Source organism: Streptomyces sp. NPDC053513 (assembly GCF_044544765.1).
GTDB lineage: Bacteria > Actinomycetota > Actinomycetes > Streptomycetales > Streptomycetaceae > Streptomyces > Streptomyces litmocidini.
This window is the reverse complement of the sequence record NZ_JBITXP010000005.1, coordinates 143,096-165,528: the sequence shown is the minus strand read 5'-3', so window position 1 is coordinate 165,528 and position 22,433 is coordinate 143,096. Positions and strand designations below refer to the sequence as shown.

General features: G+C 73.3%; 23 protein-coding genes. 10 read left to right on the top strand and 13 right to left on the bottom strand.

From position 1 onward, the window contains the following. Positions 1–160 precede the first annotated feature (160 nt). Entirely contained in the window at positions 161–886 is a 726-nt protein-coding gene (locus tag ACIGW4_RS10875; RefSeq protein ID WP_123455014.1) for a SigE family RNA polymerase sigma factor, read from the top strand. 164 nt (positions 887–1,050) lie between these two features. On the opposite strand, the gene ACIGW4_RS10870 is transcribed toward ACIGW4_RS10875, so the two are convergent. Beyond that, positions 1,051–1,674, bottom strand: coding sequence for an ATP-binding protein (locus tag ACIGW4_RS10870; protein ID WP_123455017.1), 624 nt, complete (start codon positions 1,672–1,674; stop codon positions 1,051–1,053). Between the two features lie 118 nt (positions 1,675–1,792). Here ACIGW4_RS10870 and ACIGW4_RS10865 point away from each other — a divergent pair, with 118 nt between their 5' ends. Beyond that, on the top strand, positions 1,793–2,191 hold the full coding sequence (locus ACIGW4_RS10865; protein ID WP_398707117.1) for a hypothetical protein: 399 nt from the start codon (positions 1,793–1,795) through the stop codon (positions 2,189–2,191). A 156-nt stretch (positions 2,192–2,347) separates the two neighbouring features. Here the strand turns inward: ACIGW4_RS10865 and ACIGW4_RS10860 are convergent, their stop codons facing one another. Then, entirely contained in the window at positions 2,348–2,485 is a 138-nt protein-coding gene (locus tag ACIGW4_RS10860) for a hypothetical protein (RefSeq protein WP_399579786.1), read from the bottom strand. On the opposite strand from ACIGW4_RS10860, the gene ACIGW4_RS10855 reads away from it, so the two are divergent. Continuing rightward, on the top strand, positions 2,474–2,881 hold the full coding sequence (locus tag ACIGW4_RS10855) for a TetR/AcrR family transcriptional regulator C-terminal domain-containing protein (RefSeq protein WP_399579784.1): 408 nt from the start codon (positions 2,474–2,476) through the stop codon (positions 2,879–2,881). The genes ACIGW4_RS10860 and ACIGW4_RS10855 overlap by 12 nt on opposite strands. A gap of 55 nt (positions 2,882–2,936) precedes the next feature. Here ACIGW4_RS10855 and ACIGW4_RS10850 read toward each other — a convergent pair whose 3' ends face one another. From ACIGW4_RS10850 to deoC, 3 genes are read right to left on the bottom strand one after another with little or no spacing between them, the layout of a single operon-like run. Continuing rightward, positions 2,937–3,830, bottom strand: a complete 894-nt coding sequence (locus tag ACIGW4_RS10850) for an aldehyde dehydrogenase (protein ID WP_123455025.1) — start codon at positions 3,828–3,830, stop codon at positions 2,937–2,939. Then, on the bottom strand, positions 3,823–5,259 hold the full coding sequence (locus ACIGW4_RS10845) for an aldehyde dehydrogenase family protein (protein ID WP_399579781.1): 1,437 nt from the start codon (positions 5,257–5,259) through the stop codon (positions 3,823–3,825). Before ACIGW4_RS10845 ends, ACIGW4_RS10850 begins: the two co-directional genes overlap by 8 nt. A gap of 5 nt (positions 5,260–5,264) precedes the next feature. Beyond that, on the bottom strand, positions 5,265–6,224 hold the full coding sequence (gene deoC, locus ACIGW4_RS10840; RefSeq protein ID WP_123455029.1) for a deoxyribose-phosphate aldolase: 960 nt from the start codon (positions 6,222–6,224) through the stop codon (positions 5,265–5,267). A 252-nt stretch (positions 6,225–6,476) separates the two neighbouring features. Here deoC and ACIGW4_RS10835 point away from each other — a divergent pair, with 252 nt between their 5' ends. The 3 genes from ACIGW4_RS10835 to ACIGW4_RS10825 all read left to right on the top strand — a co-directional run bounded on the left by ACIGW4_RS10835 (position 6,477) and on the right by ACIGW4_RS10825 (position 9,426). Then, a complete protein-coding gene (locus ACIGW4_RS10835) occupies positions 6,477–7,733 on the top strand; it encodes a hypothetical protein (protein ID WP_398707125.1) in 1,257 nt (418 codons plus the stop codon). A 305-nt stretch (positions 7,734–8,038) separates the two neighbouring features. Continuing rightward, on the top strand, positions 8,039–8,674 hold the full coding sequence (locus ACIGW4_RS10830; RefSeq protein WP_399579779.1) for a class F sortase: 636 nt from the start codon (positions 8,039–8,041) through the stop codon (positions 8,672–8,674). Between the two features lie 35 nt (positions 8,675–8,709). Continuing rightward, positions 8,710–9,426: a PH domain-containing protein gene (locus ACIGW4_RS10825; RefSeq protein ID WP_399579776.1), complete on the top strand. Its 717-nt coding sequence runs from the start codon at positions 8,710–8,712 to the stop codon at positions 9,424–9,426. A 154-nt stretch (positions 9,427–9,580) separates the two neighbouring features. Here ACIGW4_RS10825 and ACIGW4_RS10820 read toward each other — a convergent pair whose 3' ends face one another. The 3 genes from ACIGW4_RS10820 to ACIGW4_RS10810 form a co-directional block, all read right to left on the bottom strand. After that, positions 9,581–11,233, bottom strand: a complete 1,653-nt coding sequence (locus ACIGW4_RS10820; RefSeq protein WP_123455039.1) for a phospho-sugar mutase — start codon at positions 11,231–11,233, stop codon at positions 9,581–9,583. A 480-nt stretch (positions 11,234–11,713) separates the two neighbouring features. Continuing rightward, the gene (locus tag ACIGW4_RS10815) at positions 11,714–12,517 is read right to left on the bottom strand and encodes a purine-nucleoside phosphorylase (protein WP_123455042.1); all 804 of its coding nucleotides are present in this window, start codon (positions 12,515–12,517) and stop codon (positions 11,714–11,716) included. A 197-nt stretch (positions 12,518–12,714) separates the two neighbouring features. After that, entirely contained in the window at positions 12,715–13,152 is a 438-nt protein-coding gene (locus ACIGW4_RS10810) for a gamma-glutamylcyclotransferase (protein WP_123457457.1), read from the bottom strand. A 282-nt stretch (positions 13,153–13,434) separates the two neighbouring features. Between ACIGW4_RS10810 and ACIGW4_RS10805 the strand changes: the two genes are divergently transcribed. Both ACIGW4_RS10805 and ACIGW4_RS10800 read left to right on the top strand, forming a co-directional pair. Next, positions 13,435–14,874 (top strand): NAD(P)H-quinone dehydrogenase, encoded by a 1,440-nt coding sequence (locus tag ACIGW4_RS10805; protein ID WP_123455044.1) that lies wholly within the window; start codon positions 13,435–13,437, stop codon positions 14,872–14,874. A gap of 225 nt (positions 14,875–15,099) precedes the next feature. Then, entirely contained in the window at positions 15,100–16,026 is a 927-nt protein-coding gene (locus ACIGW4_RS10800; protein ID WP_399579771.1) for a DeoR/GlpR family DNA-binding transcription regulator, read from the top strand. A 67-nt stretch (positions 16,027–16,093) separates the two neighbouring features. On the opposite strand, the gene ACIGW4_RS10795 is transcribed toward ACIGW4_RS10800, so the two are convergent. After that, the gene (locus ACIGW4_RS10795; RefSeq protein ID WP_399579769.1) at positions 16,094–16,639 is read right to left on the bottom strand and encodes a TetR/AcrR family transcriptional regulator; all 546 of its coding nucleotides are present in this window, start codon (positions 16,637–16,639) and stop codon (positions 16,094–16,096) included. A gap of 93 nt (positions 16,640–16,732) precedes the next feature. Next, positions 16,733–18,487, bottom strand: a complete 1,755-nt coding sequence (locus ACIGW4_RS10790) for a biotin carboxylase N-terminal domain-containing protein (protein WP_123455050.1) — start codon at positions 18,485–18,487, stop codon at positions 16,733–16,735. A 384-nt stretch (positions 18,488–18,871) separates the two neighbouring features. On the opposite strand from ACIGW4_RS10790, the gene ACIGW4_RS10785 reads away from it, so the two are divergent. Continuing rightward, positions 18,872–19,309: a hypothetical protein gene (locus tag ACIGW4_RS10785; RefSeq protein ID WP_359589743.1), complete on the top strand. Its 438-nt coding sequence runs from the start codon at positions 18,872–18,874 to the stop codon at positions 19,307–19,309. A gap of 120 nt (positions 19,310–19,429) precedes the next feature. On the opposite strand, the gene ACIGW4_RS10780 is transcribed toward ACIGW4_RS10785, so the two are convergent. The 3 genes from ACIGW4_RS10780 to ACIGW4_RS10770 all read right to left on the bottom strand — a co-directional run bounded on the left by ACIGW4_RS10780 (position 19,430) and on the right by ACIGW4_RS10770 (position 20,964). After that, the gene (locus tag ACIGW4_RS10780) at positions 19,430–20,035 is read right to left on the bottom strand and encodes a nucleoside triphosphate pyrophosphatase (protein ID WP_123455055.1); all 606 of its coding nucleotides are present in this window, start codon (positions 20,033–20,035) and stop codon (positions 19,430–19,432) included. Positions 20,036–20,077: 42 nt separating this feature from the next. Continuing rightward, positions 20,078–20,206: a morphogenic membrane protein MmpB gene (gene mmpB, locus ACIGW4_RS10775; protein ID WP_093874383.1), complete on the bottom strand. Its 129-nt coding sequence runs from the start codon at positions 20,204–20,206 to the stop codon at positions 20,078–20,080. A gap of 71 nt (positions 20,207–20,277) precedes the next feature. After that, positions 20,278–20,964 carry a TetR/AcrR family transcriptional regulator gene (locus ACIGW4_RS10770; RefSeq protein ID WP_399171582.1) on the bottom strand — a complete coding sequence of 229 codons (687 nt, stop codon included), beginning with the start codon at positions 20,962–20,964 and terminating at the stop codon, positions 20,278–20,280. A 37-nt stretch (positions 20,965–21,001) separates the two neighbouring features. Here ACIGW4_RS10770 and ACIGW4_RS10765 point away from each other — a divergent pair, with 37 nt between their 5' ends. After that, positions 21,002–22,420 (top strand): MFS transporter, encoded by a 1,419-nt coding sequence (locus ACIGW4_RS10765; RefSeq protein ID WP_398707136.1) that lies wholly within the window; start codon positions 21,002–21,004, stop codon positions 22,418–22,420. Positions 22,421–22,433 lie beyond the last annotated feature (13 nt).

Genomic DNA, 22,433 nt, shown 5'->3' with positions numbered 1-22,433 from the left:
TCTGTCGCATGGGCCGTCCGAGATCGACCGCTCCCGGACTCGCTTCCGTCTCGTTCCCTGTGACACGGCTGTGACAGTCGACGGACAACGCCATGAAGTCCGGGGGGCAAGCTTCTTGGCACACGGACCGAAACACACTCCAACCGACGGGGGGCGCGAGATGAACGCACTGCACAGCACCACCTCAAGCGCAGTTGTCACGCGTCTCCACGACGTCGTGCGGAGCACGGAGAAGTCCGGCGCTGTCACGAACGGACGGGGGTGCGTTCGCAGCGTCGGGCGTCAGCGCAAGGCGCCGTACATGGTGGCCGTTGCTGACGGGGGAGCGGCGTACGGGGAGGTCACGGGGGAGCGCTCCGGTTGTTCGGAAGCCGAGTTCACGGCTTACGTCCAGGAGCGCCGGGCCTCCCTGTACGCCACCGCCTACCACCTCACCGGTGACCGTTTCGAGGCCGAGGACCTGCTCCAGAGCGCGCTGTTCTCCACGTACCGCGCCTGGGACCGGATCAGCGACAAGGCCGCCGTCGGCGGATACCTGCGTCGCACCATGACCAACCTGCACATCAGCGCCTGGCGCCGGCGCAAGCTCAACGAGTACCCGACCGAGGAGCTGCCGGAGACGGTCGGCGAGACGGACGCGATGCGGGGCACCGAGCTGCGCGCGGTCCTGTGGCAGGCCCTGGCCCGCCTGCCCGAGCTCCAGCGGACGATGCTGGTGCTGCGCTACTACGAGGGCCGGACCGATCCGGAGATCGCGGAGATCCTGGACATCAGTGTCGGCACGGTGAAGTCGAGCATCTGGCGCTCGCTGCGGCGACTGCGCGAGGACGAGGTGCTGAGCTTCGGCCGTGACGAGGAGGAGTCCTTCGGCGAGCTGGTGGCCTGAAGGTCGGGGGGAACGGCCCCGCGGGCGCTCACGGGGGAGACGGAGCGCTCGGGGGAACGGGGGAAACACGGGGGAACCGTACGGGGGTACGGGGAACACGAAGCGGGTCGTACGAGTCCGGGGGGTCTCGTACGACCCGCTTCGTGCGTGAGGGGCGGGCCCGCCTACACCGGTGTGCGGTGCCGGCCCGCCGCCGCGGCCGCCAGGCGCCCCAGCGCCTCCGGCTTCGCGCAGGGATGCGCCCCCAGCGCGGTCTGCCGGGCGACGATCGCGCGCTCGGCGCGCATCAGCCGCCAGCCGCGGCGCAGCAGGAACGGGACGGACTTGCGGCCCTCGCGGAGGTCGCGGAGGAGCCGGCGGCGGAAGGTCGTCGAGGGGCGGCCGCGCAGGCACAGCGCGTCCGCGAGGACGTCCAGCTCGCGGCAGCGGTTCACGATCTCGGCCGCGAAGATGCCCTCCGCCACGAAGAGCGGGGTCCGTGCGATGTCGAGCCGCTCGTGGCCCACCCGGGAGCTGGTGGCGATGTCGTACACGGGGACGTCGGTCCGTCCCGTACGGCACAGTTCGACGATCGCGGCGACGGCGGCGTCCGCGTCCCAGGACCGCGGGGAGTCCCAGTCGATGTCCGTGCTGCCCTCGACGAGCGGGAGCGACGGGTCGTCGGCCTCCTTGTAGAAATCGTCGAGGCGCAGGACCGGAAGGCCGGCGACGGCGGCGAGGGACGACTTGCCGGAGCCGGAGGGGCCCGCGAGCAGGACGACCCGGGTCGGGATCGGTTGGGAACTCACGGGACACCAGTGTGAAGCATTCCCCCGTGCAGGGGACCCCTGAGGTGGACCGTTGGTATCGAGCATCACACCTCGACTACTGTCGGTGGCCGTCCGCTCACCCCCTGGAAGGATCTCCATGGCGCGTCACGCACAACCCCGGACCTCCCGCCGCGGCGCCCTGCTGAGGGCCGGTCTCGGCGTCACGGCGGCGGGCGCCGCGGTGCTCGGCGCCGGTGCCGCGGCCCAGGCCGCCGCCCCCCTGCCGCTGCCCGTCGACTCGCTGGCCAGGACGGACGCCGGCGCGGCCGGGGCGGGCGCGCTGGACGGTGTCACCCACGGCGTGGGCCCGCTGACCCGCCTTCAGCTCGACCCGCTGGCCAACACGGGCGTCGACCCGCTCGACAACGGCCTCGGCACCCAGGTCGCCGACTTCAAGCCGGTCGGCACGAACCTGGTGACCGACCACGTCACGAAGGGCGGCGCCGTGGCCGATCTGCCGGTGGTCGGGGGGCTGGCGCGGGGGCTTCTTCCGTAGGCCGCCGCAGCGGGGTCTCCCGTACGTACCAGGCGGCGGCGAAGGCGAGCGCGGCGAGCACGGCCGTGCCGAGCGGCACCCCGTGGACGCCGCTCGTCACCGCCGCCCGGGAGGCCTCCCGTAGCGGCGCGGGAAGGGCGTCGGCCTGTGCCGGCGTCAGGCCGGGGTCCGCCGCCCCGCCGGCCGCGACGTGAACACCGCGCCGAGCGCCGCCGTGCCGAGCGAACCGCCGATGGTGCGCACGAGCACGACCGTGCCGCTCGCGGCGCCCATGGCGACGGGATGCTGCGCCACCCCTGGCCCACCCGGCTTCCGGTCCCGCTCCTCGCCCCCACCCCGGCCCGGACGGCGGCGGTCGAACGCCGGCTCGCCCCGCTCGACGGTCTCGGCCTCGACGCCGACACGATGACGGCCGCGTTCCGCGCGGTGGCCTCGTACGCGCAGGGAGCCGTGCAGCCGGAGGTCGCCCTCGCCCCGTACACGAAGGAGCAGGGCCGGGGGAGCGGCGACGACACCCGGCGGGCCCTCGCCCCCCAGATGACCTACCTGCTCGGGACCGGGCGCTACCCCACGTGTCCGCGGTACGCGCAGGGGGCGGCGCGCGAGGACGACGCGGGCCGGCAGTTCGAGACGGGCCCGGAGTGCGTGCGGGACGGGGTCGCCGGGCTGATCGGGCGCGCCGGGGCATGACGGAACGGCCCCCGGGCAGTGCTGCTGCCCGGGGGCCGTTCCGTGCGGCGGCCGTCTAGTACGAGGAGCCGCTCGCGCCCAGCGAACCCGTCGGGTGCCAGACCGTCTTGGTCTCCAGGAAGGCGGTCATGCGGTCCGTGCCGGGGGACTCGGTGAAGTCCTCGGTGCGGGGGCGCAGGACGCGCTTCAGGTTGTCCGCCGCCGCGATCTCCAGGTCGCGGGCGAGGTCGCCGTCGGTCGCGCCCGTCAGGTCGAGGGCGTTGACGTCCTGGTGGGCCGCGAGGTGCGGGCCCATCTCGGCGGCCTTGCCGGAGAGGATGTTGACCACGCCGCCGGGGAGGTCGGAGGTGGCCAGGACCTCGCCCAGGGAGAGGGCCGGGAGCGGGGCCTTCTCCGAGGCGATCACGACCGCCGTGTTGCCCGTCGCGATCACCGGGGCGATCACCGAGACCAGGCCGAGGAAGGACGAGTCCTGCGGGGCCACGACCGTCACGACGCCCGTCGGCTCCGGGGTCGACAGGTTGAAGTACGGGCCCGCGACCGGGTTCGCGCCGCCCACGACCTGGGCGATCTTGTCGGTCCAGCCCGCGTACCAGACCCAGCGGTCGATGGCCGCGTCGACGACCTCGGCCGCCTTGTTCTTGGACAGGCCCTCCGCGTGCGCGACCTCGTGCACGAACTGGCCCTTGCGGCCCTCCAGCATCTCGGCGACGCGGTAGAGGATCTGGCCGCGGTTGTACGCCGTCGCGCCCGCCCAGCCGCCGAAGGCCTTGCGGGCAGCGACGACCGCGTCACGCGCGTCCTTGCGGGAGGAGAGCGGCGCGTTCGCCAGCCACTTGCCCTTCGAGTCCGTCACCTCGTACACCCGGCCGCTCTCGGAGCGGGGGAACTTGCCCCCGACGTACAGCTTGTAGGTCTTGAAGACGCTGAGGCGATTCACATCAGACATCGAGGTAGGCCTCCAGACCGTGGCGGCCGCCCTCGCGGCCGAAGCCCGACTCCTTGTAGCCGCCGAACGGCGAGGTCGGGTCGAACTTGTTGAACGTGTTGGCCCAGACGACACCGGCCCGGAGCTTGTTGGCGACCGCGAGGATGCGGGAGCCCTTCTCCGTCCAGATGCCGGCCGACAGGCCGTACTGGCTGTTGTTGGCCTTCGCGACGGCCTCGTCGGGCGTGCGGAAGGACAGCACCGACAGGACCGGGCCGAAGATCTCGTCGCGGGCGATCCGGTGCGCCTGCGTGACGTTCGTGAAGAGCGTCGGGGCGAACCAGTAGCCGGCCGCCGGGATCTCGCACGCGGCGGTCCAGCGCTCGGCGCCCTCCGCCTCGCCCTGCTCCACCAGGGAGGTGATGCGGGCCAGCTGCTCGGACGAGTTGATCGCGCCGATGTCGGTGTTCTTGTCGAGCGGGTCGCCCAGGCGGAGGGTGCTCAGGCGGCGCTTGAGGCTGTCGAGCAGCTCGTCCTGGATCGACTCCTGGACGAGGAGGCGCGAGCCCGCGCAGCACACCTGGCCCTGGTTGAAGAAGATGCCGTTGACGATGCCCTCGACGGCCTGGTCGATCGGGGCGTCGTCGAAGACGATGTTGGCGCCCTTGCCGCCCAGCTCCAGGGTGACCTTCTTGTCGGTGCCGGCGACCGTGCGGGCGATCTGCTTGCCGACGGCCGTCGAGCCGGTGAAGGCGACCTTGTTCACGTCCGGATGGCCGACGAGGGCCGCGCCCGTCTCCCCGTATCCGGGAAGGATGTTGACGACGCCCTTCGGCAGCCCCGCCTGGCGGCAGATGTCCGCGAAGAACAGGGCGGAGAGCGGGGTCGTCTCGGCCGGCTTGAGCACGACCGTGTTGCCGGTCGCGAGCGCCGGGGCGATCTTCCACGCCAGCATCAGCAGCGGGAAGTTCCACGGGATGACCTGGCCGGCCACGCCCAGCGGGCGCGGGTTCGCGCCGTAGCCCGCGTGGTCGAGCTTGTCGGCCCAGCCCGCGTAGTAGAAGAAGTGCGCGGCGACCAGCGGGAGGTCCGCGTCGCGGGTCTCCTTGATCGGCTTGCCGTTGTCCAGGGTCTCCAGGACGGCCAGCTCGCGGCTGCGCTCCTGGATGATCCGGGCGATCCGGAAGAGGTACTTGGCGCGCTCGGAGCCGGGCAGCGCCGACCACTTCTCGAAGGCCTTCCGGGCGGCCTTCACCGCGCGGTCCACGTCCTCGGCGCCCGCCTGGGCGACCTCGGAGAGCACCTCCTCGGTGGCGGGGGAGACGGTCTTGAAGACCTTGCCGTCGGCGGCCTCGACGAACTCGCCGTCGATGAACAGGCCGTAGCTCGGCGCGATGTCGACGACCGAGCGCGACTCCGGTGCCGGCGCGTACTCGAATGCAGATGCCATGTTGATCAGTCCACCGTCACGTAATCGGGGCCGGAGTAACGGCCGGTCGCCAGCTTCTGGCGCTGCATCAGCAGGTCGTTGAGCAGGCTGGAAGCGCCGAAGCGGAACCAGTGGTTGTCCAGCCAGTCCTCGCCCACGGTCTCGTTGACGAGAACCAGGAACTTGATCGCTTCCTTGGTGTTGCGGATGCCGCCGGCCGGCTTCACGCCGATCTGCACGCCGGTCTGGGCGCGGAAGTCGCGCACCGCCTCCAGCATGAGGAGGGTGTTCGCCGGGGTGGCGTTGACCGCGACCTTGCCGGTCGAGGTCTTGATGAAGTCCGCGCCCGCCATCATGCCGAGCCAGGAGGCGCGGCGGATGTTGTCGTACGTGGAGAGCTCGCCGGTCTCGAAGATCACCTTGAGGCGGGCGCGGTCGCCGCACTCGGCCTTGATCGCGGCGATCTGCTCGTACACCTCCATGTACCGGCCGGCGAGGAAGGCGCCACGGTCGATGACCATGTCGATCTCGTCGGCGCCGGCGGCGATGGCGTCGGCGGTGTCGGCCAGCTTCACGGGGAGCGCGGCGCGCCCGGCCGGGAAGGCGGTGGCGACCGAGGCGACCTTGACGCCCGAGTCCCCGAGGGCGGCCTTGGCGGTGGCCACCATGTCGGGGTAGACGCAGACGGCGGCGGTCTTCGGGGTCGTGCGGTCGGTCGGATCGGGGTTGACGGCCTTGGCGGCGAGCGCCCGGACCTTGCCCGGGGTGTCCGCGCCTTCGAGCGTCGTCAGGTCGATCATGGAGATGGCCAGGTCGATGGCGTACGCCTTGGCCGTGGTCTTGATCGAGCGGGTGCCGAGGGACGCGGCGCGCGCCTCCAGGCCGACGGCGTCGACGCCGGGCAGCCCGTGGAGGAAGCGGCGCAGCGCACTGTCGGACGCGGTCACGTCGGCGAATGCGAGAGCTGCGGGTGCAGTGGTGGGCATGGTCACCAGTCGAGCATATCTACGCGCGTAGCGACCTGTACAGGGGAGCCCGTTCGTCGAGCCCGAGGTCACAGGGGGTCCCCCGGCGTGGTGATGCCTGTCACGTGCCTGTGACACGGAGCGGACGGCTCCCGAATACAAGATCAATAGATTTTCTCTCAGCAGCCAGCCAGACCTCACCGGACACAGTCGGACCGAGAAAAAGCGGCATGCGACTCTCCCACCCACCTGCCTGATCTCACAGGAGTCGTTATGCGCACCGCCCTTCGCACCGCCATCGCCACCGCCCTCGTCGCGGGCGTCGCGATCACCGCCCCGGCCCTCGCCGCCGGCGCCGCCTTCGCCGCCGACGGCCCGGTCGCCGTCAGCGCCCCCGGCGCGAAGCCGGCCGACACCGGTGCGAAGCCGGCCGACACCGGTGCCGAGGGCGTTGCCAAGGCCGGCACCGAGGGCGCGGCCGACGCCTCGAAGGGCACCCTCGTCCGCACCGAGACCCTCCTCACCGGCACCGTCGCCAAGATCTACAAGGTCAAGGACCTGCACCACCGCGCCGAGCTCTTCCACCAGGGCAACCCGGTCGGCGTCCTCGACGCCGTCGCCCGCCCGGTCGCGGGCAACGACAACGGCGAATTCTTCGTCCTCTTCGAGGACGGCCACACCCTGAACTGGAGCCGCAACTACGTCCCCGGCGCCCAGCCCGGCACCTACGAGCTCGCCGACGGCACCCTCCTGGAGCTCGCCCGGAAGGACGGCCGCTACGGCCTCCAGCTGATCGAGAACGGCAGGGGCCGCGGCTTCACCTACCTGAACGGCTCCCGCCAGGTCTGGCTGTACGGCAGGGCGGTCGTCGTCCTGGAGCAGGACGGAGGCTTCGCCGCCTACATCCCGGGCGCCTCGAAGCAGGCCGCCCCGAAGCTCGTCGAGACCCCCGACACCACGCCCGCTCCGGCCCCGAAGCCCACCCCGGGCCCCGTCGTCACCCTCGGCGAGTGCACCGTCCAGCAGGACATCCCCTCGGTCTTCGCGCTGCTGACCGTGACGCTCACCAACGACCTGGAGAAGGGCCCGAAAGCCGTCCTCAAGGACGAGGCCGGCAAGCCCGTCGTCACCCTCGACCGCGACCACGCAGCCGACCTGGGCCAGGGCCTCACCATCAAGGGCGCGAACACCACCACCCCGCAGCTCGGCCAGCGCACCCAGGGCGGCGACACGCCGTACGCCTGGACCGCCTTCCCGAAGCTCCCCAAGGGCTGTGAGAAGGACGCCGCCACGCCCACCCCGGCACCGTCCACCACCACCCCGGCGCCCGCGGGCAACACCGGCACCACCGTGAACAACGGCGGCCAGACCTCCGTCGTCCCGAAGGGCGGCGTCGCGGCCGGCGCCGAGCTCGCCGCCGAGGGCGACTCCACCGCGCTGATCGCCGCCGGCGCGGGCGCGGCCTCGCTCGCCGCCGCGGGCCTCGGCTTCGTCGTCCTGCGCCGCCGGTCCGCCGGCGCCCGCGGCTGACCCGTACGGCACGGGCGGCACGGCACGGGCGGCACGCCCTCACCCGTACCGCCCGCTCCGTACCGCGCACCCCGTACCCCGGCCGCCCGCGGCCGGCCCGCACCGCCTCCTGCCCCGACCCGAGCAGGCACCACCCCACCCCAGGCCGGGGGGGGCGGCCCCCCCCCCCCCCCCCCCCCCCCCCCCCCGCGGCCGGGCGGCCCCCCCCCCCCCCCCCCCCCCCCCCCCCCCCCCCGGCCCCCCCCCCCCCCGCGGGCCCCCCCCCCCCCCCCCCCCCCCCGGCCGCACCACGTCCGGAGCCTTCCGTGAACCGCCGCAGCCCCCGGCCCCGTACCGCCGCCCTCCTCGTCGCCGCCCTCGCCGCGCTCACCGGCTGTTCCGCCGGAACCGACCCCGGGGCCGCCACTCCGCCCGCCCACATCTCGCAGGCCACCGCCCCGCCCGCCCCGAGGACGACCGCGGCCCCCGTCCGGCCGCTGGCGCGCTCCCTGCCCGTCCGGGTCCGGGTGCCCGCCGCCGGGGTCGACGCCGACTCCGTCCTCTCCCTCGGCCTGAACGCCGACGGCACCGTCGAGGTGCCCTCGGTCGCGGACGCCGACCGGATCGGCTGGTACGACAAGGGCGTCACGCCCGGGGAGACCGGCCCCGCCGTCCTCATCGGCCACTTCGACACCGCGCGCGGCCCGGCCGTCCTCAAGAACGTCTCCCGGGTCCGGATCGGCGACGAGATCACCGTGACCCGCGCCGACGGCACGACCGCCGTCTTCCGCGTCCGGGAGCTGCAGCAGGTCGACAAGGACGCCTTCCCGACGGCCAAGGTGTACGGGAACACCACCCGCCCCGAGCTGCGCCTCGTCACCTGCGGCGGGGAGCTGGTCGACGGCCACCGCCCCGACAACATCATCGTGTACGCGGATCTGGTGGCCGCACGGGCCGCCTGAGCCCCGCCCCCGCCCGCTGAGGCACAATCGGCGGCATGACGACCCCCGAGCCGACCCCCGAGCCCAGCCACGAGCCGAGCCGCGAGTCGACCCCCGAGCAGCCGTCCGCGGGGCAGACCCCCGGCGGGCAGGCCCCCGCCGCGCCCGCCTCCGCCGACAAGGTCCACCGGTCGCCCCTCGGCGTCGCGAGCGGGATCTTCCTGCTGCTCCTCGCGGCCCTGTTCGCCGGGGACGCGATCGCCCGCGGCGAGGGCCGCACGCCCTGGCTCGTGCTCGCGGCCCTCGTCCTCGCCGTCCCGCTGATCGTCGCCTTCACGATCCGGCCCGCCGTGTACGCGAACGAGAACCGGCTCCGGATCCGCAACCCGTTCCGGTCGATCACGCTGCCCTGGGCCTCGGTCGCCGACGTCCGCGCCGGCTACTCCAGCGAGGTCTTCACGCAGGAGGGCACCAAGTACCAGCTGTGGGCGATCCCCGTCTCGCTGCGCCAGCGGAAGAAGGCCGCCCGCAGCGCCGCTCGCGCCTCCCAGGACGATCCGCACGGCCGCACCTCCGTCACCGCCGACGTGCGGAACGGCGCCTCCCGGTTCGCGCCCGCCGACAAGACCATCGCCGAGCTGCGCGAACTCGCCGAGGTGCACGCCACGGCCCCGGGCGCGCAGGGCGAGCCGCAGGTGCGCTGGGCGTACGAGATCGTCGGGCCCGCGCTGGCCGGGCTGCTGCTGCTCGTGATCCTGCTCGCGACGGGCTGAGCCCGGATCCGGCTCCCGGCTCTCGGAGCCGCCCGCACACGCCGAAGGGCCGGTACGGAATCGCTTCCGCACCGGCCCTTCCGCGTGCCTGCGTACTCGCGCACTCGCGTGCCCGCGTACTACTCGCGCACTCGCGTGCCCGCGTCCTCCCGTCCTACAGCCCGGCGGCCTCGGACAGGTCCCGCTTGATCGCGGCCAGCAGCTCCGCGGCCGTCGCGCGGGCCGCCGCCAGTTCGCTCGCGTCGGCGACCGGGACGACGACCTCCAGGTAGCACTTGAGCTTGGGCTCGGTGCCGCTCGGGCGGACGATCACCCGGGCCTTGTAGTCGCCCTCCAGGTGGTAGCGCAGCCCGTCCGTCGGCGGCAGCGACTCCGTGCCCTTCGTCAGGTCCTCGGCCGAGACGACCGTCAGACCGGCCAGCCGCACCGGGGGCTTCCCGCGCAGGGCGGCCATCGCGTTCGCGATGATCCCCAGGTCCTCGACCCGCACCGACAGCTGGTCCGTGGCGTGCAGCCCGTGCGCCACCGCCAGGTCGTCGAGCAGGTCGGTGAGGGTCCGGCCCTGCTCCTTGAGGACCGAGGCCAGCTCGGTGACGAGCAGCGCCGCCGTGATGCCGTCCTTGTCGCGGACGCCCTCCGGGTCGACGCAGTAGCCGAGCGCCTCCTCGTAGCCGTACCGCAGGCCGTCGACGCGGGCGATCCACTTGAAGCCGGTCAGCGTCTCCTCGTAGCCGACGCCCGCCGCCTCGGCGATGCGGCCGAGCAGCGAGGACGACACGATCGACTCGGCGAACACGCCGGTGGCGCCCTTGTGCACCAGGTGCGCGGCGAGCAGCGCGCCCACCTCGTCGCCGCGGAGCATCCGCCAGCCGCCCTCGACGGCCGCGTCCGGCACGGCCACGGCGCAGCGGTCGGCGTCCGGGTCGTTGGCGATGACGATGTCGGGGTCCACGGCGCGGGCGGCCTCGAAGGCCAGGTCCATGGCGCCCGGCTCCTCCGGGTTCGGGAAGGCGACCGTCGGGAAGGCCGGGTCCGGGTCGGCCTGCTCGGCGACGAGCGCGGGCGGCGGGAAGCCGGCCCGGTCGAAGGCGGCCGTCAGGACCTCCTTGCCGACGCCGTGCATGGCCGTGTAGACGGTCCGCGCGGTACGGGGGGAGCCGGGGGTCAGGACGGCGTCCGTGCGCTCCAGGTAGGCGTTCAGGACCTCGTCGCCCAGCGTCTCCCAGCCCTCGGCGGGGCGCGGCACGTCCTCCAGCGAGCGGACCGCGGCGATCTCGGCGGCGATCTCCGCGTCGGCCGGCGGCACGATCTGCGAGCCGTCGCCGAGGTAGACCTTGTAGCCGTTGTCGCGCGGCGGGTTGTGGCTCGCCGTCACCTCGACGCCGGCGACGGCGCCCAGGTGCCTTATGGCGTACGCGAGGACGGGCGTCGGCAGCGGGCGGGGGAGCAGCGCGGCGCGCAGCCCGGCACCCGTCATCACGGCGGCGGTGTCCCGGGCGAAGTCGGCCGACTTGTAGCGGGCGTCGTAGCCGATGACGACGAGACCGCCGGTCTCGCCCTTCGCCTTCAGGTACGCGGCGAGGCCGGCGGCGGCCCGGATGACGACCGAGCGGTTCATCCGCATGGGCCCGGCGCCGAGCTCGCCCCGGAGGCCGGCGGTGCCGAACTGCAGGGTGCCGCTGAAACGGGCGGCGAGCTCGTCGGTGGCGTTGCGGTCGAGGAGCGCGGCGAGTTCGTCGCGGGTCTCCTGGTCGGGGTCCTCGGCGAGCCACGCCTGGGCCCGGGCGAGGAGGTCGTCCTGCGTCACGGTGGTGTGCCTTTCGGGATTGCGGGCGTGTTCGGTGCGGCGGGGTGGGTGCGGGGCCTGGGCGGGTGCGGTGCCGGTCGCCGGTGTGTGTGCGGGCCGGTGGGGCGTGCGGGTGGCCGCTGCGCGGAGCCTTTCCCCACCCCGCCCCTTCCCGAACCGGGGGCAGGCCCCCGGGCCCCCGTACGGCCTTCGGCCGTGTCCTCGAACACCGGACGGGCTGGATACGGCCCCGTCGGCGTTCGAGGCGCGGGGTCCGGGGCGGAGCCCCGGTTCGGGAAGGGGCGGTGTGGGGGGAGAAGGCCTCGCGCAGCGGGCCCCGGCACCCCGGACGGTCCGGCGGGGAGGCGGCCCCGGCGCCCGGACGGTCCGGCGGGGAAGCGGCCCCGGCGCGCCGGACGGCCCGGCCGCCGGAGGCCGCCGCGGCGCTCCGAAGCCCGGTCCGCCCCCGGGGCCGACCGGGGCGAAGAGCGCCGGAAGGACTCAGATCCGGTCGAGGACCCGCGTCAGCAGCTCACCCATCCGCGCCGCCGAGTCGCGCCCCGCCTGGAGCACCTCCTCGTGGTTCAGCGGCTCGCCCGAGAGGCCCGCCGCCAGGTTGGTGACGAGGGAGATGCCGAGGACCTCGGCGCCGGCCTCGCGGGCCGCGATGGCCTCCAGGACGGTGGACATGCCGACGAGGTCGCCGCCCAGGACGCGGACCATGTTGATCTCGGCCGGGGTCTCGTAGTGCGGGCCGGGGAACTGGACGTACACGCCCTCCTCCAGCGTCTCGTCGACCTCCTTGCACAGCGCGCGCAGGCGCGGCGAGTACAGGTCGGTGAGGTCGACGAAGTTCGCGCCGACGATCGGGGAGGCGGCCGTCAGGTTGATGTGGTCGCTGATGAGGACCGGCTGGCCGGGGCGCATGCCCTCGCGGAGGCCGCCGCAGCCGTTGGTCAGGACGACGGTCTTGCAGCCGGCGGCGACGGCGGTGCGGACGCCGTGGGCGACGGAGGCGACGCCCCGGCCCTCGTAGAAGTGGGTGCGGCCGAGGAAGACCAGCGCGCGCTTCTCACCGATCTTGTACGAGCGGACCTTGCCGCCGTGGCCCTCGACGGCCGGCGGCGGGAAGCCGGGGAGCTCGGTCACCGGGAACTCGGCCTCGGGGGCGCCGAGGGCGTCGACGGCGGGCGCCCAGCCGGAGCCCATGACCAGGGCGACGTCGTGGTTCTCGACACCGGTCAGCTCGCGGAGACGTGCGGCAGCGGCCTCGGCGGCCTCGTACGGGGTGGCAGTTGCGTTCACTGACTCTCTCGCCTCGGGGAGGGGGGTCCGAGGGGAACCCCGGACGGATTTGGTACGCGAAGCAGCGTAGCCGGAGAATTCCTACGCGCGTAGATGACGATGCTGACGGACATGCGATCGTTGTCTTGTCGTTTCCGACGAACGGCGGAAATCGGTCACCCGGACGGAGCGACGGGCCCGCCGGGGACCGGCCCGGCTCAGCAGGGACGCTTGCGCAACTCCATCACGTAGTCGTGCGGCGCGCCCGCCGACTCGGCCGCGTCGGCGATCTCGCCCAGGTACCGCGCGGACGGCAGCCCGCCCTCGTACGCGTTGAGGACGTACACCCAGGCCGGCTCCTCGCCGTCCAGGGTGTGCACCCGCACCCGCATCCGCCGGTAGATGTCGAGGCCCACGCCCTCCCACCGGTCCATGGAGTCCTCGTCCATCGGCGCGATGTCGTACAGCGCCACGAAGACCTGGGAGCGCGGGGCCTCCACGATCGTGGCCAGCGCTCCCTCCCAGCCCATCTGCTCGCCGCCGAAGGTGAGCCGCCAGCCGTTCAGCCAGCCGGTGCCGCGCAGCGGGGAGTGCGGTGCGCGGCGGCTCATCAGCCGCGCGTCGAGGTTGCCGGCGAAAGCGGCGTAGAGCGACATGGGACCGAGAGTACGGGAGGGGCCGGGGTGCCCGACGAAACCCGAGGTGGGGGCCGTCCGGGGCCCGGCGCGGGGCCCCGCGGGACCGTCCGGGGTCCCGGAGCGCACGCCTCCCGGGGCCGTCCGGGCGTTCGTGGGGCCCTTCGGCAGGCCCCGGCGCGAGGTCGGGCCGGGAGTGCGGGAGAATGGGCTACGCACTTGAAGCGTGCGGGACAATGGCGTACGCACTGCAGCCCAGCGGGGGACCCCCCGGCAGAACGAGAGCGCGAGGCGTAGATCCCAGTGACCCGGATCGTGATCATCGGCGGCGGACCCGGCGGATACGAGGCGGCCCTGGTGGGCGCCCAACTCGGCGCGGAGGTGACCGTCGTCGACACCGACGGGCTCGGCGGCGCCTCCGTCCTGACCGACTGCGTCCCGTCCAAGACCCTGATCGCCACCGCCGAGGTGATGACCACCTTCGACTCCTCCTACGAGGAGCTGGGCATCATCGTCGCGGACGACACCCCGCACATCGAGCAGGCCGCCCGGGTCGTCGGCGTGGACCTCGGCAAGGTCAACCGACGGGTGAAGCGCCTCGCGCTCGCCCAGTCCCACGACATCACCGCCTCCGTCACCCGGGCCGGCGCCCGCGTCCTGCGCGGCCGCGGCCGGCTGGACGGGCGGCAGGCGATGGACGGCTCCCGCCAGGTGGTCGTCACCGCCGCCGACGGCACCGAGGAGACGCTGACCGCCGACGCGGTGCTGATCGCCACCGGCGGCCACCCGCGCGAGGTGCCCGACGCCAAGCCGGACGGCGAGCGCATCCTGAACTGGACCCAGGTCTACGACCTGAAGGAGCTCCCCGAGGAGCTCATCGTGGTCGGCTCCGGTGTCACCGGCGCCGAGTTCGCCGGCGCCTACCAGGCGCTCGGCTCCCGGGTCACCCTCGTCTCCTCCCGCGACCGCGTCCTGCCCGGTGAGGACCCGGACGCCGCCGCCGTCCTGGAGGACGTCTTCCGGCGCCGCGGCATGAACGTCATGGCCCGCTCCCGCGCCGAGTCCGCGAAGCGGGTCGGCGACCGCGTCGAGGTCACCCTCTCCGACGGCCGGGTCATCTCCGGCACCCACTGCCTGATGGCGGTCGGCGCGATCCCGAACTCGGCCGGAATGGGCCTGGAGGAGGCGGGCGTCCGGCTGAAGGACTCCGGTCACATCTGGACCGACAAGGTCTCCCGTACGACCGCCCCCGGCGTCTACGCGGCCGGTGACGTCACGGGCGTCTTCGCGCTCGCCTCGGTCGCCGCCATGCAGGGCCGGATCGCCATGTACCACTTCCTCGGCGACGCGGTGGCCCCGCTGAACCTGAAGACGGTCTCCTCGAACGTCTTCACCGACCCCGAGATCGCCACCGTCGGCTACACCCAGGCCGACGTGGACGCGGGCAAGATCGACGCCAAGGTCGTCAAGCTGCCGCTGCTGCGCAACCCCCGCGCGAAGATGCAGGGCATCCGGGACGGCTTCGTGAAGATCTTCTGCCGTCCGGGCACCGGCATCGTGGTCGGCGGCTGCGTCGTCGCGCCGAAGGCGAGCGAACTGATCCATCCGATCTCGATCGCGGTCGACAACAATCTGACGGTCGAACAGATCGCAAATGCTTTCACCGTGTACCCCTCCCTGTCGGGCTCGATCGCGGAAGTGGCACGGCAGTTGCACACCCGAAAGGCGACCGGCGAGGCCTGAGGCCCCGCCCCGCGCGGGCCCCCGCCTGCGGGAACGGTTCGCCGACTCGGACAACCCCCGGCAATCCCGGGCATAGAACGATCAACGACGGGGTCTCCCATACCACGTGGAGGCCCCGTCCATGCGCATCTTCTGCAATTCGGCGCATAGTGCTGAAAAGTATCGGCCGGTCACGTTACTGTCAGTTTCGTGTTCGCTGCAGAACGTCGCCAGTTGATCCTCGAAATGGTGCGAGCCAATGGGGCCGTGTCGCTCCGCGAGCTCGCCCGCGTCGTCCAGACCTCTGAAGTGACCGTACGGAGAGACGTACGGGCCCTGGAGGCAGAAGGACTCCTCGACCGCCGCCACGGCGGTGCGGTGTTGCCGGGCGGATTCACGCGAGAATCCGGCTTCCCGCAGAAATCCCATCTCGCCACAGCGGAGAAGACGGCCATCGCCGACGTCGCCGCGAGCCTCGTCGAAGAGGGCGAGGCCATCGTCGTCGGCGCCGGGACGACCACGCAGGAGCTGGCCCGCCGGCTCGCCCGCGTGCCCGGCCTGACCGTGGTCACCAACTCCCTGCTCGTCGCCCAGGCCCTCGCCCACGCCAACCGGGTCGAGGTCGTCATGACCGGCGGCACCCTGCGCGGCTCCAACTACGCCCTCGTGGGCAGCGGGGCCGAGCAGTCGCTCCAGGGACTCCGGGTCTCCCGGGCCTTCCTCTCCGGCAGCGGACTGACCGCCGAGCGCGGCCTGTCCACGTCCAACATGCTCTCCGCGAGCGTGGACCGGGCGCTCGTGCAGGCGGCGGCCGAGGTCGTGGTCCTCGCCGACCACACCAAGCTCGGCTCCGACACCATGTTCCAGACGGTGCCGACGGACGTCATCACCCGCCTGGTGACCGACGAACCCCCCGCCCACGACGAGCGGGCCGCCGGCGAGCTCCAGGCCCTCGCCGACCAGGGCGTGCAGATCGCCGTCGCCGGTACGGGCGCGGCGACCGGACCCACCGGCGGTGAGCAGCTCCCCCCGGGCGCCCGGCCCCGCCGTGACATGCCGCTCCCCGTCCAGCGCGGGCGGATGGCGGCCGGTCAGTTCCGGGGACCGGGCGGCGCGATGGCCGCGGAGACGCTGGAGCGCACGGCCCGGGTCGCGGACATGCGCCGCCGCTGACGTCCGCCGAAGCGCCCGAGGGACCCTCCCCCAGGGGTCCCACGCCGTTCGCGTTCGGCCCCTCCGGTCAGCCCTTGAGTCCCCGAAGCGTCAGCGAGAGCAGGCGGTCCGCCAGAAGCGCGTCCTCCGGGCACTGCTCCGCCGCCAGCGCGATCGCGTTGGTCAGCTGCATCAGGTCGCCGATCGACACGTCGGCGCGCACCTGCCCCGCCTCCTGGGCCCGCCCGAGCAGCCGCTCGCCCGCCGCCCGCAGCGGATCGCTGCACCGCGCCAGGGCCGAACTCCGGTCGTGCGAGGCGGACATCAGCGCGTGCGCCAGTCCCCGGTACTCGCCCGCGTGGGCGATCAGCGCCCGCAGCCACTCCACCAGGGCACTGCACGGCGCGTCCGCCTCCGCCAACTCCCTTGAGCGGTGGAGAAGTTCGGTCAGAGCCTCCTGGAAGACCGCGTTCAACAGGTCGGCACGGGTGGGGAAGTGACGGTAGAGGGTGCCGATCCCCACGCCCGCGCGGCGCGCGACCTCCTCCAGGGGTGCGTCCGCGCCCTGTTCCGCGAAGGCGGCGCGGGCTTCGATGAGCAGTCGCTCGTGGTTGCGGCGGGCGTCGGCGCGCATGTGCGAAAGGGCTCCCCTCGACGAAGGGCCCGCAGGCTGCTGCCTGCGGGCCCTTCGTACCGTACTGGTCGCGACGGATCAGTCCTCGACGGATCAGTCCTTGATGTCGCAGATGGTGGCGCCGGAGGTGACGGAGGCGCCGACCTCGGCGGTCAGACCCTTGACGGTGCCGGAGCGGTGGGCGTTGAGGGGCTGCTCCATCTTCATGGCCTCCAGGACGACGATCAGGTCGCCCTCCTTGACCTCCTGGCCCTCCTCGACCGCGACCTTCACGATCGTGCCCTGCATCGGGGAGGCGAGGGTGTCGCCCGAGGCGGTCGGGCCGGACTTCTTCGCCGCGCGCCGCTTCGGCTTCGCACCGGCCGCCAGACCCGTGCGCGCCAGCGTCATGCCGAGCGAGGACGGCAGGGAGACCTCCAGGCGCTTGCCGCCGACCTCGACGACGATCGTCTCGCGGCCCGCCTCGTCCTCGTCCGCCTCGGCACCGGCCGGGGCGAACGGCTTGATCTCGTTGACGAACTCCGTCTCGATCCAGCGGGTGTGGACGCGGAACGGGTCGGCGGTGAAGTCGGGGTCGACCACGACGGCCCGGTGGAACGGGATCGCCGTCGCCATGCCCTCGACCTTGAACTCCGCCAGGGCGCGCGCGGCACGCTGGAGCGCCTGCTCGCGGGTGGCGCCGGTGATGACCAGCTTGGCCAGGAGCGAGTCCCAGGCCGGGCCGATCACCGAGCCGGACTCCACGCCCGCGTCGAGGCGGACGCCGGGGCCGGTCGGCGGCTGGAAGAGGGTGACCGTGCCGGGGGCGGGCAGGAAGTTGCGGCCCGGGTCCTCGCCGTTGATGCGGAACTCGAAGGAGTGACCGCGGATCTCCGGGTCGCCGTAGCCGAGCTCCTCGCCGTCGGCGATGCGGAACATCTCGCGCACCAGGTCGATGCCCGTGACCTCCTCGGTCACCGGGTGCTCGACCTGCAGGCGGGTGTTGACCTCCAGGAAGGAGATCGTGCCGTCGAGGCCGACGAGGAACTCGACCGTGCCGGCGCCGACGTAGCCGGCCTCCTTCAGGATCGCCTTCGAGGCCGCGTACAGCTGCTCGTTCTGCTCCTGGGTCAGGAACGGCGCGGGGGCCTCCTCGACCAGCTTCTGGTGGCGCCGCTGCAGCGAGCAGTCACGCGTCGAGACGACGACCACGTTGCCGTGGGTGTCGGCCAGGCACTGCGTCTCCACGTGGCGGGGCTTGTCGAGGTAGCGCTCGACGAAGCACTCGCCCCGGCCGAAGGCCGCCACGGCCTCGCGGACGGCGGAGTCGTACAGCTCCGGCACCTCTTCGAGCGTGCGGGCGACCTTCAGGCCGCGACCGCCACCGCCGAACGCCGCCTTGATCGCGATCGGCAGGCCGTGCTCCTCGGCGAACGCCACGACCTCCTCGGCGCCCGAGACCGGGTCCGGGGTGCCGGCGACCAGCGGGGCGCCGGCGCGCTGCGCGATGTGACGGGCGGCGACCTTGTCACCCAGGTCCCGGATCGCCTGCGGCGGCGGGCCGATCCACGTCAGACCGGCGTCCAGAACGGCCTGGGCGAACTCCGCGTTCTCGGAGAGGAACCCGTAGCCGGGGTGGACGGCGTCCGCGCCCGAGTCCTTCGCGGCCTGGAGCACCTTGGCCATGTCCAGGTAGCTGGTGGCCGGAGTGTCACCGCCCAGAGCGAACGCCTCATCGGCCGCCCGGACGTGCAGAGCGTCCCGGTCCGGCTCGGCGTACACGGCCACGCTGCCGATACCCGCGTCCCGGCACGCCCGGGCCACACGGACAGCGATTTCGCCACGGTTGGCGATGAGCACCTTGCGCACGATGGCTCCCTCCTTGAAACAAGCTGAGTTTAGGGACTGCCGACACGGCCTTTCGACCCGTCCCCAGTGGTGAGCTTGCCCACACGGAGCGTGACCACGGGCCCGCTCGGGTCGTGAATTCCCTTGTCGCACCACGGTACGCAGGGTTCCTTGACGGCACAGTAGCTCCGAGGTGTGGCGCAGGTCTCTGTTCGTGCGGCCAGGGGCCATTCGGGTTTCTTTGTGGAGTCCCTACGAATGGCTCAACGATTCTTTGCCGGACCGTCCGTCAGCTTCCCGCCGTCGCCCGCCGTGTGCGAACCCTTGTCCGGGGGTTTACCGGCCAGTAGCCTTCGCGCTGTCGACCGTACTGTCGGTAACAGGCGAATCCAGGGGGTGGCCGAGGTGGCCCGCAGACCGATAGCGCTCGTGACGGCCGCGGTGCTCTTCCTCGAAGCGCCCGGCATCGTCGCGGTCAACGCCGTCATGGCGCGCTTCACGGAGGCCCAGTCGATGTCCCTCGACGGCATGGACCCCGACGCGATGGTCACCGGCACCTGGGCGCTCGGCATCGGCTCCGGCGCCGCCCTCCTCCTCTGCGGCCTCGTCGCCCTCCTCGCGGGCGTCCGCGACCGCCGTCCGGGCCGCTTCGGCCGGGCGCTCCTCATCGGCTGCGCGATCGTCCACGGCGTCCTCGGCGCGGTCGCCGTCGCCCTCCTCGGCTGGGGCGCCTTCGCCTTCCTCGTGACCGTGCTCGGCCTGGTCGTCCTCACCCTGGTGGCGTACGGCGAGGAGCGCGAGAAGGGCGCCGGCGCCCCCGGGGAGGCGCCGGCGTCCGCGTAGCGGCCTTCGGGCCGTCCTCACGGGCCCGCCCTCACGGCCCGTCCTCGGGGTCCGGCCTTCACGGGCCGTCCTCGGGGCCCGCCCTCACGGGCCTTCCTGGCGGCCCGCCCTCACGGCCCGTCAGGCCCAGAGGTCGGTGATCTCGACGTCCAGCTTGCGCAGCAGCCGGCGCAGGAGCGGCAGGGACAGACCGATCACATTGCCCGGGTCGCCGTCGATGCCGTCGATGAACGGCGCCGAGCGGCCGTCCAGGGTGAACGCGCCCGCCACGTGGAGCGGTTCGCCGCTCGCCACGTACGCGGCGATCTCCTCGTCCGTCGGCTCGCCGAAGCGGACCACGGTGGAGGCCGTCGCCGACTCGAAGCGCTTGGCGGCCGTGTCGTAGACGCAGTGGCCGGTCTGGAGGATGCCGACCCGGCCGCGCATCGCCTTCCAGCGGGCGGTGGCCTCCTCGGCGTCGGCCGGCTTGCCGAGGGCCTGCTTGTCGAGCTCCAGGACCGAGTCGCAGCCGATGACGAGCGCGCCGAACGCCTCGGGCCGGGCGGCGACATGAGAGGCCTTCGCCTCCGCGAGGGCGAGCGCGAGCTCGGCCGGCGTCGGGGCGTGGACCTTGTCCTCGTCGACGCCGCTCACGATCACCTCGGGGGCGAGTCCGGCCTGCCGGAGCAGGCCGAGCCGGGCGGGGGAGGCGGAGGCGAGCACGACACGGCGCGGATCAGCAGTCATGGGGGCAGCGTAGCCAGTGGAGGGGGGCGCACGCGCGCGTGGTCAGCGGGCGCTGGCCACGAACATCGCCACCACCATCGCCAGCGCCAGCAGCACGCCCGTGCGGCGGAGCATCGCCTGCATGTCGCGCAGGAACTTGGGCGGCTGGTTCTTCGGGTCGGACCACAGCATGCCTTCGATCCTGCGGGCGGGGCGCGCGGGACGCCTGAGTACGGATACTCAGGCGTCCCGGTGCGGAGGGACTAATTCGTCCGTTCGGCCCGTGCCCGGACGAACACCCCGTCCCGCGCGGCCGCGAGCGCCGCCGTCACCGCTCGTTCCGCGACGGCCGCGTCGAGCTCCTCGCGGGTGACCGTGAAGCGGTAGTAGAGCGGCGCGGAGACGGCGCGGAGCAGCTCCACGGGGTCCGTCCCCGCCGGGGTCTCGCCGCGTGCCGCGCCCTTGGCGACGACGGGGGCCCATTCGGCGAGCCGGGTCCGGTAGAAGCCGGCGAGGGCGCGGGCGCACTCCTCGTCGCAGGCCGCGGCGGCGATGACCGCGCGGAAGACGGCGCCCATCCGGGGGTCGGTGAGGGTGGTCCGGACGAGTTCGGCGTTGGCCCGCAGGTCGCCCGCGAGGCTGCCGGTGTCGGAGGCGGGGAGCGACTGCTCGGCCATGTCGTGCAGGAGGTCGGTGACCAGGCCGACGGGGGAGCCCCAGCGGCGGTAGACGGTGGTCTTGCCGACGCCGGCGGCCGCGGCGATCCGGTCCATGTTCAGGGCGTGGAAGCCGGTGTCGGCGAGGGCCTCCAGGGTGGCGTCGAGGACCGCCCGGCGGACCTTGGCGGTGCGTCCGCCGGGGCGCGTGGTGCCGGGCGTGGCCGGCGGGCTCTCAGTCAAACGGGACTCCTGTTCCATTAAGGCCATCGACTCTGCTACGGTACGGGACATCTTAACGGAACTCGTCTCCCATTAAGGGGTCGTACGCATGGCCGCCCTCGATCTCCCCACGTCCACATCCACGTCCACACCCGCCCCCGCGGACCCCGCCGGCACCCGGATGACCGGGCGGATGCGGCTCGTCCTGGTCGTCCTCCTCCTCGCCCAGTTCATGCTGGCCGTCGACTTCTCGATCCTGAACGTCGCCCTGCCCGTCATCGGCGAAGGACTCGGCTTCACCCTCGGCGGCCTCCAGTGGATCGCCACCGCCTTCGCCCTCGCCGCCGCCGGATTCACCCTCCTCTTCGGGCGCGTCGCCGACCTGGTCGGGCGCCGCCGGCTCTTCCTCGGCGGCATGGCCCTCCTCGGCGCCTCCTCCCTCGCGGGAGGCCTCGCCACCGGCCCCGAGGTCCTCATGGCCGCCCGCGTCGCCCAGGGCCTCGCGACCGCCGCCGTCACCCCCGCGGGGCTCTCCCTGCTCACCTCGTCCTTCCCCGAGGGCCCGCTGCGGGCCAAGGCGCTGGGGCTGAACGGAGCCCTCATGTCCGCGGGCTTCACCACCGGCGCGATCCTCGGCGGCGTCCTCACCGACCTGCTCTCCTGGCGCTGGGCCTTCCTCGTCAACGTCCCGGTGGCCCTCGCCGTGCTCCTCGTCGCCCCCGCCGTCCTGAAGGAGAGCCGCCCCGCCGTCCGCCCCCGCCTCGACGTGCCCGGCGCCGCCACCGTCACCGGCGGACTCCTCGCCCTCGTCTACGGCCTGACCCTCACCGGCGAGCACGGCTGGACCCACCCCACGGCCCTGGCCTCCCTCGCCGTCGGCGCCGCCCTCCTCGCCGCCTTCGTCCTCGTCGAACGCCGGGCCGCCTCGCCCCTCGTCCCGCTCCACGTCCTGAGGCGCCGCACGGTCGTCTGGGGCAACCTCGCCGGGCTCGTCGCCTTCGTCACCGAGACCTCCCTGGTCTTCCTGATGACCCTGTACCTCCAGGACGTCCTGGGCTTCTCCCCGCTCGCCGCCGGACTCTCCTTCGGCGTCCTCGGCGCCGGCACCGTCCTCGGCGGCGTGGCCGCCTCCCGCTTCATCGCCCGCCACGGCGCCCGCGCCGCCCTCGTCTCCGGCGGACTCCTCCAGGCCGCCGCCACGCTCGCCCTGTACGGCCTCGGCGACGACCGCGGCAGCCTCGCGCTGCTGCTCGCCGCGACCTTCGCCGGCGGCGTCGGCAACATGCTCGCGATCGTCGGCTTCATGGTCACCGCCACCTCCGGCCTCCCCGACAGCGAGCAGGGCATGGCGACCGGGCTCGCGACCATGACCCAGCAGATCGGCATCACCATGGGCACGCCGATCATGAGCGCCGTCGTCGTCACCGCGCCCGTGCTCCTCGACGGCATCGGCCGCGCGGTCCTCGTCAACGCCGCGGTCGTCGCCGCCGGAGCCGTGCTCTCCGGCCTCTTCCTGCGCCGTACGTGACCGGCTCCGGGAC

Excerpts from the sequence above, each read along its gene's own strand:
- ACIGW4_RS10875 (WP_123455014.1), top strand. The coding sequence starts at position 161 with ATGAACGCACTGCACAGCACCACCTCAAGCGCAGTTGTCACGCGTCTC.
- ACIGW4_RS10865 (WP_398707117.1), top strand. The coding sequence starts at position 1,793 with ATGGCGCGTCACGCACAACCCCGGACCTCCCGCCGCGGCGCCCTGCTG.
- ACIGW4_RS10855 (WP_399579784.1), top strand. The coding sequence starts at position 2,474 with ATGCTGCGCCACCCCTGGCCCACCCGGCTTCCGGTCCCGCTCCTCGCC.
- ACIGW4_RS10850 (WP_123455025.1), bottom strand. The coding sequence starts at position 3,830 with ATGTCTGATGTGAATCGCCTCAGCGTCTTCAAGACCTACAAGCTGTAC.
- ACIGW4_RS10845 (WP_399579781.1), bottom strand. The coding sequence starts at position 5,259 with ATGGCATCTGCATTCGAGTACGCGCCGGCACCGGAGTCGCGCTCGGTC.
- deoC (WP_123455029.1), bottom strand. The coding sequence starts at position 6,224 with ATGCCCACCACTGCACCCGCAGCTCTCGCATTCGCCGACGTGACCGCG.
- ACIGW4_RS10835 (WP_398707125.1), top strand. The coding sequence starts at position 6,477 with ATGCGCACCGCCCTTCGCACCGCCATCGCCACCGCCCTCGTCGCGGGC.
- ACIGW4_RS10825 (WP_399579776.1), top strand. The coding sequence starts at position 8,710 with ATGACGACCCCCGAGCCGACCCCCGAGCCCAGCCACGAGCCGAGCCGC.
- ACIGW4_RS10810 (WP_123457457.1), bottom strand. The coding sequence starts at position 13,152 with ATGTCGCTCTACGCCGCTTTCGCCGGCAACCTCGACGCGCGGCTGATG.
- ACIGW4_RS10800 (WP_399579771.1), top strand. The coding sequence starts at position 15,100 with ATGGTGCGAGCCAATGGGGCCGTGTCGCTCCGCGAGCTCGCCCGCGTC.
- ACIGW4_RS10795 (WP_399579769.1), bottom strand. The coding sequence starts at position 16,639 with ATGCGCGCCGACGCCCGCCGCAACCACGAGCGACTGCTCATCGAAGCC.
- ACIGW4_RS10780 (WP_123455055.1), bottom strand. The coding sequence starts at position 20,035 with ATGACTGCTGATCCGCGCCGTGTCGTGCTCGCCTCCGCCTCCCCCGCC.
- mmpB (WP_093874383.1), bottom strand. The coding sequence starts at position 20,206 with ATGCTGTGGTCCGACCCGAAGAACCAGCCGCCCAAGTTCCTGCGCGAC.
- ACIGW4_RS10770 (WP_399171582.1), bottom strand. The coding sequence starts at position 20,964 with ATGTCCCGTACCGTAGCAGAGTCGATGGCCTTAATGGAACAGGAGTCC.
- ACIGW4_RS10765 (WP_398707136.1), top strand. The coding sequence starts at position 21,002 with ATGGCCGCCCTCGATCTCCCCACGTCCACATCCACGTCCACACCCGCC.